Annotated in this window: 11 protein-coding genes; 3 read left to right on the forward strand and 8 right to left on the reverse strand. The window is 57.2% G+C overall.

All coding sequences use genetic code 11. The annotated features are described in order from the left end of the window. Positions 1-162: 162 nt before the first annotated feature. Positions 163-1,119, reverse strand: a complete 957-nt coding sequence (locus tag G560_RS0100940) for a DMT family transporter (protein ID WP_028913581.1) — start codon at positions 1,117-1,119, stop codon at positions 163-165. 184 nt (positions 1,120-1,303) lie between these two features. Between G560_RS0100940 and G560_RS0100945 the strand changes: the two genes are divergently transcribed. After that, a complete protein-coding gene (locus tag G560_RS0100945) occupies positions 1,304-2,194 on the forward strand; it encodes a DMT family transporter (protein WP_028913582.1) in 891 nt (296 codons plus the stop codon). Positions 2,195-2,212: 18 nt separating this feature from the next. Here the strand turns inward: G560_RS0100945 and G560_RS0100950 are convergent, their stop codons facing one another. Beyond that, positions 2,213-3,109 (reverse strand): LysR family transcriptional regulator, encoded by an 897-nt coding sequence (locus G560_RS0100950; RefSeq protein ID WP_022702436.1) that lies wholly within the window; start codon positions 3,107-3,109, stop codon positions 2,213-2,215. 94 nt (positions 3,110-3,203) lie between these two features. Here G560_RS0100950 and G560_RS0100955 point away from each other — a divergent pair, with 94 nt between their 5' ends. After that, a complete protein-coding gene (locus G560_RS0100955) occupies positions 3,204-4,274 on the forward strand; it encodes a sodium-dependent bicarbonate transport family permease (protein ID WP_022702437.1) in 1,071 nt (356 codons plus the stop codon). A gap of 190 nt (positions 4,275-4,464) precedes the next feature. Here G560_RS0100955 and leuB read toward each other — a convergent pair whose 3' ends face one another. The 5 genes from leuB to leuC all read right to left on the reverse strand — a co-directional run bounded on the left by leuB (position 4,465) and on the right by leuC (position 9,955). Then, positions 4,465-5,574: a 3-isopropylmalate dehydrogenase gene (gene leuB, locus G560_RS0100960; RefSeq protein ID WP_028913583.1), complete on the reverse strand. Its 1,110-nt coding sequence runs from the start codon at positions 5,572-5,574 to the stop codon at positions 4,465-4,467. Between the two features lie 62 nt (positions 5,575-5,636). After that, the gene (locus G560_RS0100965; protein ID WP_022702439.1) at positions 5,637-6,668 is read right to left on the reverse strand and encodes an endonuclease/exonuclease/phosphatase family protein; all 1,032 of its coding nucleotides are present in this window, start codon (positions 6,666-6,668) and stop codon (positions 5,637-5,639) included. Between the two features lie 32 nt (positions 6,669-6,700). Then, positions 6,701-7,498 (reverse strand): hypothetical protein, encoded by a 798-nt coding sequence (locus G560_RS0100970; RefSeq protein ID WP_231575845.1) that lies wholly within the window; start codon positions 7,496-7,498, stop codon positions 6,701-6,703. A gap of 295 nt (positions 7,499-7,793) precedes the next feature. Next, positions 7,794-8,399 carry a 3-isopropylmalate dehydratase small subunit gene (gene leuD / locus G560_RS0100975; RefSeq protein WP_022702441.1) on the reverse strand — a complete coding sequence of 202 codons (606 nt, stop codon included), beginning with the start codon at positions 8,397-8,399 and terminating at the stop codon, positions 7,794-7,796. Between the two features lie 137 nt (positions 8,400-8,536). Further along, a complete protein-coding gene (leuC, locus tag G560_RS0100980; RefSeq protein WP_022702442.1) occupies positions 8,537-9,955 on the reverse strand; it encodes a 3-isopropylmalate dehydratase large subunit in 1,419 nt (472 codons plus the stop codon). 268 nt (positions 9,956-10,223) lie between these two features. Between leuC and G560_RS18190 the strand changes: the two genes are divergently transcribed. After that, the gene (locus G560_RS18190; protein ID WP_022702444.1) at positions 10,224-11,561 is read left to right on the forward strand and encodes a mechanosensitive ion channel family protein; all 1,338 of its coding nucleotides are present in this window, start codon (positions 10,224-10,226) and stop codon (positions 11,559-11,561) included. Here the strand turns inward: G560_RS18190 and G560_RS20910 are convergent. Continuing rightward, positions 11,558-11,698: a DUF3563 family protein gene (locus G560_RS20910; protein ID WP_022702445.1), complete on the reverse strand. Its 141-nt coding sequence runs from the start codon at positions 11,696-11,698 to the stop codon at positions 11,558-11,560. The two genes, G560_RS18190 and G560_RS20910, sit on opposite strands and share 4 nt — an antisense overlap. Between the last annotated feature and the right edge of the window lie 461 nt (positions 11,699-12,159).

Raw genomic sequence — 12,159 nt, forward strand, 5'->3', positions numbered from 1 at the left:
ATGAATTGAACGACGTCGTGATTCTGCTGAAAAAGCTGACCAAAGTGCAAATTGCACTGACGGGGTTGCGCAATGGCGGCTTTAAATATTTGGGGCAAACTGCGCGAACCAAGCCGATGAAAATGTTTTTGTCTAAGCACGGTGCCCCTTAGGCGCGCAGGCCTACTTTGACCCCTTTTCGCGCCGCAACAAAAGGCTGATCCGTGGTAAGGTGCCCGTTTCATGCCGCGTCCGCGATTCCAGCACAGGGCTGTTCTTGGACACTTTCCCGCGGCTTTCGCGCAGCACAATATACAACCCGCTCGCCATGATGACCCCCGCGCCAATCAGGGTCAACCGGTCCGGCGTCTCGTTGAAAATCAGATAGCCGAAAATTGCGGCCCAGATCATCTGGCTGTACTGCATCGGCGCCACAATCACCGCCTCGGCCGACCGATAGGCCGCGATAACAAACAGACTGGCAACAAATCCAAATGCGGCGATCACCGCGACCATGCCCAAATGCTCAATCGGCATCGGTTTGTACACAAACGGCAAAGCAAAGCCCAGAACCACGAAATTTGCGATCATCGGAAACAACAACAGCACGACCGACCGCTCTTCTTGTCCGATCTTGCGCACAATCACTGACGCAAGCGATGAACATACCGCAGCGGCCAGCGCCGCCAAATGGCCCAACCCCAGCTCGGCTCCTGTTGGGCGCAGCACAATCATCACGCCGGCAAGGCCCACCACAATCGCAAGACCCCGCCGGATGCCAACCTTTTCCCCCAAAATCGGAATCGCCAGCAGCGTTATCAACAAAGGTGCCGCGAACAAAATCGCATAGGTCTGCGCCAGTGGCAGCACCGAAAAGGCATAAAACGCCGTAACTCCGGTGATCAGCGTCGACACTGTGCGCACCAGCGTCCACCACGGATGCTTGGGGCGCAAATTGCCATCATTGCGGTCCCCGATCAACATCATCGCAATCAGAGGAAAACTTAAAATGACCGAGAAAAAGATGATCTGCACCGGCGAATATTGCCCGCCCAGAAACTTAACAAACACGTCATGCGTGGAATAGATCGCGAATGCGATCAGCGCAAACAGCGCTCCCCGCAGATTGGATTTCACAATGATCATGACGGTTCTCGGTTCGACTAGCAATCTCTTGATAGTGCGCCTGTTAGCGCTAATGTGCAAGGCCCATGACACGCATTTCGGGCCAAACCCGACCAGCCGCGGTTTTGCACAGCCCCTCATCCGCCCTTGCACATCATCCCGAAACCGGCACTGTGGCCCCAAATCCAAAGGTGCGCGCATGACCCCAAACCCAATTCCGCCGACAGCCGTCAAACCGCTTGCAGGTCTGCTGCTTGGCTTTGCAGGCGTTGTCATTTTCGGGGCAACCCTGCCTGCGACACGCATTGCCCTTGGCGGCTTTGACCCAGCGTTCATAACCTTTGGCCGCGCCTGTCTGGCGGGGCTTGCCTCGGCCATTGCTCTTTTGATTGCGCGCAAACGCTTTCCTCGGGACGATCTCGGGGCCTTCGCGCTTATCGGGGTAACGCTGGTGTTCGGCTTTCCCGCCTTTGTGAATGTGGCGATGCAAACGGTGCCCGCGTCACATGGCGGCATTGTGCTGGGCGTGTTGCCGCTGCTGACCGCCGTTTTTGCAGCCGTGATTGGCGGCGAAAAACCGGGGCTGGCCTTTTGGCTTTGGGGCGTGGCCGGCGCCGCCCTTGTGCTGGGCTTCACCTTGCGCGGTGGCGGGTTCGTGCCCGGCGTCGGGTATCTCTGGCTGGGCTGTGCCGCCATCGTCTCGGCCTTTGGCTATGTCGTGTCGGGCAAGCTGTCGCGCAAACTGCCAGGGTGGGAGGTGATCGCTTGGGCGCTGGTTTTGTGCCTGCCGCTCACGGGGCTCGGCAGCGCGCTGACATGGGGGGCGGGAGTACATGCGCCCAGCCACGCGGCGCTTTGGGCGATGGCCTACCTTGCCTTTGGGTCGATGTTCGCCGGGTTTTTCTTTTGGAATGCAGGGCTTGCTCTCGGCGGCATCGCCCGCGTGGGCCAGGTGCAACTGCTGCAAACCTTTGTCACGCTGGCTATTTCCGCTTGGCTTTTGGACGAACAGATCACCCCTGTCATGCTGGTCTTTGCCTGCGCCGTGGCGCTGGTGGTGTGGTGTGGCCGCAAAGCGCGGGTGGCGTAACGCCAAACAGGCGGCGGTCTATGCTCCGCCGCGTTCCGCAACTGCACCTTGCCCTGCCAGCAAAGCCATCAGCGCAGGGTGCGGAAACTTGCGCGGCAAAGTCACGGCAAAGAACGGCTCGGAAATACCAAGGTCAAACGCGGCTGTTTTCAACACTCCGCTTGCAATCTCATCTGCCACAACCACCGTGGGCGCAATTGCAACGCCAGCCCCTTCGCGCGCCAGCAGGCGGACCATCGCCATATCATCCACGCTCGCCAAAATGTGCGGGCGTATCCCCAATGTCGCTATCAGGTTCTCGAATTCGGCCCGTATCACACTTTCGGTGGGCACAATCAGCGGCTCATGGGCAAGCAGCATCGCCAGCGTGTCGTATTCCAGCCGGTCGGGCCGCCCGTGCAGATAAACCGGCTGTTCGGCAATCAGCTGTGCCGCGAATTGAAATTGCGATCCGGTTTGCGGTACTTCGGTCGTCAAAACCACATCAAGCGCAAGCGTTTCCAGATCTTTCAACAGCACGTCCGTATTGCCTGATTTCAGGGAAAATTTGCACGCATCCATCGCCAAAAGAGGTTTCAGAAACTGCAATTGAAAGTTGCGCGATAACGTCGACAACGCACCAATTCGCAACGGCGGCTTTGCATCACCGTTTTGGTGCAGCGTGGCCAACAATTCATCTCCGGCCGTAAAAATCCGGTCGGCGTGGTCCAGCGCAATGCGCCCCGCCTCTGTCAAAACAAGCGACCGGCCAGCGCGGTCAAACAAGGCATAGCCCAACCGGTCTTCCAGCTGGCGCAGCTGAATAGACAACGCTGATTGCGCCACGTTCAGCCGCTCGGCGGTGCGCCCCAAATGCCCTTCGGTGGCAATTTCGCGAAAATAGCGCAGATGATGATAATTCAAACGGGATGACATTCTTTTTTATAGAACAGTAATGGCATAAAGATATATTTTTATTTGAAGCGCCAATCTCGTATCCCCGCAGCACATATCCAGCGGGAGCGAAAACATGGATCTTATCTTTACCATCGCCACCACAGTTGTTGAACAACTTCAAAAACCAACGCTCGCCTTTCTGATCGCAGGCATGATGTTGGCGGCACTTGGCAGCAAATTCGAAATACCGGAACCTGTTTACAAATTTATCGTCATTCTTCTTTTGCTCAAGGTTGGCATGGGCGCAGGCATCTCGGTTCGCGATGCAGACCTTGTGTCTCTGGCAGTCCCCGCACTTGGGGCCACGTTGATTGGGATCATAATCGTCTTTTTGGGCAGTAAAACCCTTGCACGGATGCGCGGCGTGTCCGAAGTCGACGGGCTGGCGACGGCCGGTTTGTTTGGCGCCGTATCGGCCTCGACTTTGGCGGCCGGAATGGCGATGCTGGATGACAGCGGCATCGCCTACGAGGGCTATATCGGCGCACTGTACCCTTTCATGGATATTGCCGCCTTGGTAACCGCGATTGTTTTGGCCAAACTCGGTCTTGCGCGGCGCGCGGCAACCCAGATGACGATCAACAGTGATGGAACAGCGTCTATGGGAGGCCCGTTGTCTTTGAACAGCGGTTCAGGCAGCGACACCACATCGGGTTTGGTCAAAAGCATTATGGTGGATACCTTCCGCAGCCCCGCCATCTCTGCCTTGGTCGCAGGCTTGTGCCTTGGCATCCTGTCCGAACCCGACAGCGTTTACAAAAGCTTTTACGATCAACTCTTCCGGGGATTGCTGTCGATCTTGATGCTGATCATGGGCATCGAGGCATGGACACGGATCGCCGAGCTGCGCAAGGTTGCTCATGCCTATATCCTCTACGGGATCGCCGCTCCCATCTTGCACGGTCTTTTGGGGTTCGGCGTCGGGTTGATCGCCCATCATCTCACAGGCTTTTCAGAAGGCGGGGTGATCTTGCTCGCGGTCATGGCCGCATCCAGTTCGGACATCTCTGGCCCACCCACATTGCGTGCGGCACTGCCCGAAGCGAACTCATCGGCCTATGTCGGCACCTCAACCGGCCTCGGCACACCTGTGGCCATCCTCAGCATCCCTCTCTTTATCGGCTTGGCCGAGCTGGTGATCTAACCGCCGTAAAAGTAGAAAGCCGCGCCGCCCGATTAAGAAAGGGGTGGCGCGGCTTGCTGCGTCCAAAGGTTAAGTCCAAGTTAACAAAAAATGAAATATGTATTATTTACAACAGCTTATGAAAATGTCCGCGCGCGAACATTTCTGTAAAAAAGGGGCATAGCTGCCCCTTTTCCGTTCCAGTCAGGCTTTAAAGCGACGCATCCAAAGCCGCCAAAATCGCATCCCCCATCTGGGTCGTGCTGATTGGCGTGCCGCCATCTTTTGCCATCAAATCAGCGGTGCGGGCCCCGTCTGCCAGCACCTTTTCAACCGCCTTTTCAACCCGCGTCGCCTCATCCCCCATATCAAAGGAATAGCGCAGGGCCATGGCAAAGCTCAGGATACAGGCAATCGGGTTCGCCTTGCCCTGACCCGCGATATCGGGGGCCGACCCGTGAACGGGTTCATACAGCGCCTTTGGCCGCCCATTCGCCTGCACCGCCCCAAGGCTTGCCGAAGGCAGCATCCCAAGGCTGCCCGTCAGCATGGCGGCGCAATCCGACAACAAATCGCCAAACAGGTTGTCGGTCACGATCACATCAAACTGCTTGGGCCAGCGAACCAACTGCATCGCCCCGTTATCGGCATACATATGCGACAGTTCTACCTCGGGGTATTCATGGTCATGCACCCACTGGACTTCTTCGCGCCACAGAATACCGCTTTCCATGACGTTGGCCTTCTCCATTGAGCAGACCTTGTTGCCCCGACGCTTGGCCAGCTCAAATGCCGACCGCGCCACGCGGCGGATTTCATTGGTGGTGTAGCGTTGGGTGTTCACCCCCACGCGGCCGCCTTCGTTATCGGGGAAAATTCCGCGCGGTTCGCCGAAATACACGCCCGAGGTCAGCTCTCGCACGATCATGATATCCAGACCGGCCACGATGTCTTTCTTCAGCGACGAAAAATCGGCCAGTGCGTCAAAACATTGGGCGGGGCGCAGGTTGGAAAACAAATCCATTTCCTTGCGCAGGCGCAACAGGCCACGTTCAGGCTTTACGCTGAAATCCAGCGTGTCGTATTTCGGGCCACCAACGGCCCCCAGCAAAACGGCGTCTACTTCCATCGCGCGGGCCATCGTATCGTCATGCAAGGGCGTGCCGTGTTGATCATAGGCGCAGCCGCCGACCAAATCTTCGGACACATCAAAATGCACGCCACGCTTGTCACCAAACCACGTAATGATCTTTTTGACCTCGGTCATGACTTCGGGGCCGATGCCGTCACCGGCGAGGATAAGAAGGGAAGGGTTGGCCAAGGAAAGCTCCTGCACTTTAAGGGAAAGGGTTAGGTTTTGCGTAGCGTTTCAGGCGGGCAGGGTCAAGGCAGGGCGATATCTACCCAGACAGGGCGATGGCGCGACGCCCGTGCCAAAGTGGCCGCATTCGGAGCGGCATCTTTGGGCCAGTCCACCCCTGAACCTGCCACCCGCAGGTCTGATGAGGGCAGCACAAAATCCACCCGCAAGCCGCCAAAATCATAAAGGGCAGTATCCAAAGCGGGGTCGCCGTTTTGGTCGGGCTCTGCGCGGTTGTGGCTGCCCTTGGGCGCGGGGTCTTGCAGGCGAGGATCGGCGAGCAATGCCCGTATCGCAGCATTTCGCCCATCCCCATCCACGGGGTCAAGATTGGCATCGCCAAGAATGACAAACGGACCATCCGGCGCAGCCATTGGCAAAGTTCCGTCCAAAAGGGCCAGCCAAAACGCCGTCTCATCATGATTTCGCCGCCCGTTTCGGTCCTTGGGGCCATCAAACACCGGCGGCGTGGCGTGCCATATCAGCAGATGAAGGCGGCCTTCATCGGGCAGCATAACTGGCAGATCCCAATGCGCGGTGGTTGACAGTCGCAAAACCGCTTTTTCGCTGTCATCAAGGCTGTCACCAATTACGTTGTCCGGCAAATCCTGCCACAAAAAATCACTGAAATCGCGAAAAGCGGCCGTATCGAACGGTAGTCGTGACAGCACTGCAATCCCGCCTTGCCCCGAGAAATAGCCAAAGCCTTGGGCATCGCGCGGTCCACTCAAACGGGTATCGCCATCCAGATCAAGCCCCGTCGCCATACCGGTGTTGGGCCGTTTGGCAAAGCGGTGGGGATATGGTGCGCCGGCCTTGGCCAATTGATCCGCCAGCGCAGAAAGTGCCACGCGGTCGTGGTCAAAATCCACATCCGTCAGAACCAGAATATCGGCATTAAGGTTTGCCAATGTGGAAACCACCGCCGCAATCTGTGGGTCCGCGCCAGACAAGATATCGCGCAGCAAAAGCCCGGGCCCCCTGCGCGACAGATCGGCGTTATAGGTGGCAATCCGCAAATGATCGGGCTGTTGGGCAAGGGCTGTTGGCGCCAAAACTAGCAGCGCGAAAAGGGCCTGCCTTGCGATCACGCGGGGAAATACCCAGGCACGGCCGTCTCGGAGCTGCGGTCGCGCTTGTTGCGGATCATGCCGGCAATGCGTGACATCGCGATGCCGCGCATAAACAGGGACGCAGGCAAAAACGCCCAAAGCGCCATCACCCAAACCAAAGCAGGGGCATAATGCAGGTCAATCGCGCCTAAGCCCATCCCACCCAGTTTGAATGCTGCAGGCATCAGGAATGGCAACAAAAACCCAAGCACAAGGTTGAAACGTGCATCCCGTTCCAGCCGCGCAACAACATCGCCGCCCACTGTCGGGTCAAAGGTTGGCAGGTTGGTCCACACATTGAACGCGCCGTTTTTCGACGGCCAGTCATAAATCCGCAAGATAAGTGCGAAAATCGCCAGCGCCAGCACCGATGTCAAATAGGCCACACCCGCAGCCGACCGCACCGCCATGGCATGCGCAGGCGTGCTGTTATCCGCGAGAGTGAGCGTGACGAGGCGCACCGGCGAGTAAGGAAAATCCAGCCCTTGGCCAATCAAAATGCCGACCGCCTCGAACAAACGGGCAAGGGTGGACGGGGCGGCATGGCTGCGCGCCATGATAGACAGGAAAAACACGATGCACAAAAGCATCAAGAACCGCGTGCGGTTATAGGGGGGCGCATCGCGAAATTCGATCAGGCCGGGATAGGTGGCATTGTATTCGACAAAGGTTAAAACGCCTGCAAACAGGGCGATCAGCGCCACCATTTGCTTGCCATCAGCCGTCACGCCCGGCAACAATACCGACGGCGTGGCGATAAGCACCATAACCATGAAGGCACGCGTGAGCGCACCTGTGAATTGTGAAAGCACTGCTGCTCTACCCTCATTTAGGGCAGGAGCGATACGACGTCGCTCCTTTATCCCCATCATTTCCCGCACTTTGTGGCGGACTGCCTTAATCTTGCCCAAATTGTGCCTTCTTTCGGATTCTCTAGCAACCGTTGGTGTAAAGAAATCAAAAGTTTGTGGCGTATTAGCGGAAAATGTGTCGCAGGTTTGCATCAAATTATGGTTAAAAAAAGGGCCGCCTGTGGGGCGACCCTATATGTAGTGGGTTAAGCAGGGGTTAGACCCAAGGGCGCAGGGTTGCGGCCTTTGCCTCGTAACTGTCGATATTTGTGGCCTTTTCCATTGTCAGGCTAATATCGTCCAACCCGTTCATCAAACAATGCTTTTTGAACGCATCCACTTCGAACGGGAAACTTTGGCCGTCGGATGTGGTGACAGTCTGGTTTTCCAGATCAACGGTGATGCGGGCATTTTCGCCGCGGCGGGAATCTTCCATCAAGGTATCCACCACGTCTTGCGGCATCACGATGGGCAAGATACCGTTTTTAAAGCAGTTATTGTAAAAGATGTCAGCAAAGCTGGTCGCGATAACCGAGCGGATGCCGAAATCCAACAGCGCCCAAGGGGCATGTTCGCGCGACGAGCCGCAGCCGAAATTGTCGCCAGCGATGATGATTTCGGCCTTGCGATAGGCGGGCTGGTTCAACACAAAGCTGTCGATTTCAGTGCCGTCCAGATTGAACCGCATCTCGTCAAACAGGTTCGCGCCTAGGCCCGAACGCTTGATGGTTTTCAAAAATTGCTTGGGGATGATCATATCGGTGTCGATATTGACCAGCGGCATGGGCGCCGCGACTCCGGTTAGTTTGGTGAATTTTTCCATAGTGGTTTCCAATTCGTAAGCACAAGGCGCGGTTGGTGACTGGGCAATGATAGGCGTCTTTTCTGCGTATGTTTTCCGTATGCCATTCGTACATACGTTTTTCGGGCGGCGGGGTTATGCGCCGCCCAACATTGGCATCAGACGGTTTCAGTCATCAACGTGCGGATATCGGTCAAATGACCCGTGATCGCGGCTGCGGCGGCCATTGCGGGCGACAGCAAATGCGTGCGCCCCCCACGGCCCTGACGCCCCTCAAAGTTGCGGTTCGAGGTGGCAGCACAACGTTCGCCCGGTGCCAATTGGTCGGGGTTCATCGCAAGACACATGGAACAGCCTGCCAGACGCCATTCAAAACCGGCATCAAGGAAAATCTGGGCGAGACCCTCTTCCTCGGCCTGTGCACGCACAAGACCGGACCCAGGCACGACCATCGCGCGCATCCCGTCCTTGATCTTTTTGCCTTTCAGCACGGCGGCAGCGGCGCGCAAATCTTCGATGCGGCCATTGGTGCAGGACCCGATGAAAACGGTGTCGATTTTGATATCGGTCAGTTTCATGCCGGGGGTCAGGCCCATATAGTCGAGTGAGCGCTGGGCTGCCTCGACCTTGCCGCCTTTGAAATCAGAAGCGGCGGGGACGGTTGCGGTGATCGGCAGCACGTCTTCGGGCGAGGTGCCCCAAGTGACCAGAGGTGCGATATCTTCGCCACGGATGGTGATAACCTTGTCGAAATGTGCGCCTTCGTCGGTGAACAGGGTTTTCCAATAGGCCAGTGCTGCCTCCCACGCCGCGCCCTTTGGGGCGTGCGGGCGGCCCATGCAATAGGCAAAGGTTTTCTCATCCGGCGCAATAAGGCCAGCGCGCGCGCCGCCTTCAATCGCCATGTTGCACACGGTCATCCGGCCTTCCATCGACAGTTCGCGAATGGCTTGGCCACAATATTCGATGACATAGCCCGTGCCACCAGCGGTGCCGGTTTCACCGATCACGGCCATAGTGATGTCTTTGGCGGTGACGCCGGGCATCAAGGATCCCGTGATTTCGACCTTAAAATTCTTGGCCTTGCGCTGGATCAGCGTTTGGGTGGCAAGCACATGTTCCACCTCGGATGTGCCGATACCATGGGCCAATGACCCGAACGCGCCGTGGGTGGCGGTGTGTGAATCGCCGCAAACCACTGTCATGCCGGGCAAGGTCCAGCCCTGTTCGGGGCCAACAATATGCACGATGCCTTGGCGCACGTCCGACACGGGGTAATAGTGCAGGCCAAATTCGCGGGCGTTCATGTCCAAGGCTTCAACCTGAATGCGGCTGTCTTCGGTCATGGTTTTGGCATTGGCGCGGTCCAGCGTGGTGGGGACGTTATGGTCCGGCACCGCGATGGTTTTTTCCGGCGCGCGGACGCGGCGGCCCGTCATGCGCAGGCCTTCGAACGCCTGCGGGCTGGTCACTTCATGCACCAAATGGCGGTCGATATACAAAAGGCAGGTGCCGTCTTCGGCTTGGTCGACGACATGGTCGTCCCAGATTTTATCGTAAAGGGTACGAGCGTTCATGGCTATGATCTCTCATCTAGCTAGGGGAATGGGGGACGCCGCGACACGGGCGCGGGCAGGCAGACATTGGGCCGCGATCAAAGTCGCGCAAGCACAGACCGAGCTTGGCCGAAAAACCGCCAAGGCAAGCGCGCCCGTTCATCAATGTCGAAAAATCTGATCATGGGGGATGTGATACGCCTTTCTGGCCGCTTGGGCAATATGGTTGGTATTGGCCGAGCAGGGGGGTAAGCTGTGGGTTCAGCGGACTACGACGATAAGGACAGCTATGGACCCCATCACCCAGATCAACCCCGAGATTTTGGATGCGACCCAAGGGCTGTGGGTGCAGGCAGAGGCGTTTGTTCGATCGCTTTTGGTGCCGTGGCGCTTGTATCAGGTGGCGGGGATTTTGGTTTTGTTGGTTATGGCGCGTGTGCTGCGCGGGCTTGCATCGCGCCGCCTGACGGCATGGGCGCGCGGCCAAGAGGGGCTGCAAAAATGGCAGTTACGGATGGTTGTTGTTCTTGACCGCAACCTGACCCTGATCTTGTTCACGTTGTTCAGTTGGGCGGCGTTTTGGACCATGCGGCAGGTGACATGGCCATCACGCAGCCAGTTGATCGAGGTTGCGGCGACGATCGGCCTTGCTTTGCTGATTGTCAGCCTTGCGGGGCGGCTTATCGGCAACCGCTTTATCGGGCGCATCGCGACATGGGGCGCGGGGATCTGGGTTGTTGCGCTAATTCTTGGCTTTGACGCGGGGGTTTTGTCATTTCTTGACAGTCTTGCGGTGACATTTGGTGACTTCCGGCTGTCTGCGCTGACAATCATCAAGGCGATGATTGTGACAGGGGCTTTGGTCGCGGGTGCGCGGTTTATCACGCGCGGGGCAAGTAGCCGTATTCGCAAGAACCCCGATATCAGCCCATCGATGCAGGTGTTGGCGATCAAGGGGCTGCAACTGTTGCTGTTTGGCGGGGCGATTTTTATCGGGCTAAAGGCGGTCGGGTTTGATTTGACCGGCCTTGCGGTTTTGTCGGGTGCGATTGGTGTAGGGCTTGGATTTGGTTTGCAAAAAGTGGTGTCGAACCTGGTGTCGGGCATCATCATTTTGCTGGATAAGTCGATCAAGCCCGGGGATGTGATATCCTTGGGCGAAACCTTTGGCTGGATCGAAAGTCTTGGTGCGCGCTATGTGTCGGTGGTCACACGGGACGGTAAGGAATACCTGATCCCGAATGAGGATTTGATCACCGGCCAAGTGGTGAACTGGTCGCATTCCGATGAGTTTGTACGGCTGGATTTGTTCTTTGGCACCGCCTATAGCGATGATCCGCATCTGGTCCGCAAGCTGGCGGTTGAGGCGGCGGGGCGGGTGAACCGTGTGCTGAAAGATCGGCCTTCTGTGTGCCATATTGTCGGGTTTGGTGACAGCTCGGTCGACTATATCCTGCGGTTTTGGATCAAAGACCCGACCGAAGGGCTGACCAATATTCGCGGCAATGTCTATTTGGCGCTGTGGGATGTGTTCAAGGAAAACGGTGTTTCCATTCCTTTCCCGCAGCGTGAGGTGAAGGTGATGAACGGCGGGCCGCAGGGTGCAGCCGTTGCAGGGCTGGATTAGAGCCCTGCAAATTTACCGCGGGCAATGTCGCGTTCGCGGCATTCAAGGTCATACAGGCTGACGGCTTGGTTCAGATAGGCGTGTTCCAAATCCTGACGATTCGGGCGGCGTGGGAAAAGGCGTTTTAGAAAAGTCATATAGGTCTCCGGTTCTCCCCTCCCGTAACCTCTATATGCCGCGCTGCGGCATGGTTGAGTAGGGTCAAATTCGGCATCCTGCTTTGCGTCGGGTGCATAGGCGGGCCGATTGCTGCCGCCCGTCTGGCGGGCGGGATGTATCGAATCGGTTGGGTTTTGGCAGGGTCTTGGGCTTGAACAGTCAAGCGGGTACAAACCAAAATCCTGCGAAATTGCTGCAAAACTTTGCTCCTTTGCGGCATAGCCCCTGTTGGAGTGGGCTAAACGCGCCAAAGCCCCGCTCATGCCTTGCGCCCGTGCGCCTGCTGTGATTGAGGTTTGCGCCGCAGGATGATATCTTGCGAATGATACCCGGCGCCGGGGGTGTTGTGACCAAAACCCAAGGCTGGCGCGTGATAATTTTCTGGAGGACAATGTCCTGTCTCATTCTGATCCTGCGACCGGCTTGCCGGTTGGGCCGA

Source organism: Pseudorhodobacter ferrugineus DSM 5888, from assembly GCF_000420745.1.
In the GTDB taxonomy this organism is placed as follows: Bacteria; Pseudomonadota; Alphaproteobacteria; order Rhodobacterales; family Rhodobacteraceae; genus Pseudorhodobacter; species Pseudorhodobacter ferrugineus.

Excerpts from the sequence above, each read along its gene's own strand:
- G560_RS18190 (WP_022702444.1), top strand. The coding sequence starts at position 10,224 with ATGGACCCCATCACCCAGATCAACCCCGAGATTTTGGATGCGACCCAA.
- G560_RS0100950 (WP_022702436.1), bottom strand. The coding sequence starts at position 3,109 with ATGTCATCCCGTTTGAATTATCATCATCTGCGCTATTTTCGCGAAATT.
- leuD (WP_022702441.1), bottom strand. The coding sequence starts at position 8,399 with ATGGAAAAATTCACCAAACTAACCGGAGTCGCGGCGCCCATGCCGCTG.
- G560_RS0100955 (WP_022702437.1), top strand. The coding sequence starts at position 3,204 with ATGGATCTTATCTTTACCATCGCCACCACAGTTGTTGAACAACTTCAA.
- G560_RS20910 (WP_022702445.1), bottom strand. The coding sequence starts at position 11,698 with ATGACTTTTCTAAAACGCCTTTTCCCACGCCGCCCGAATCGTCAGGAT.
- leuC (WP_022702442.1), bottom strand. The coding sequence starts at position 9,955 with ATGAACGCTCGTACCCTTTACGATAAAATCTGGGACGACCATGTCGTC.
- G560_RS0100970 (WP_231575845.1), bottom strand. The coding sequence starts at position 7,498 with ATGGTTATGGTGCTTATCGCCACGCCGTCGGTATTGTTGCCGGGCGTG.
- G560_RS0100945 (WP_028913582.1), top strand. The coding sequence starts at position 1,304 with ATGACCCCAAACCCAATTCCGCCGACAGCCGTCAAACCGCTTGCAGGT.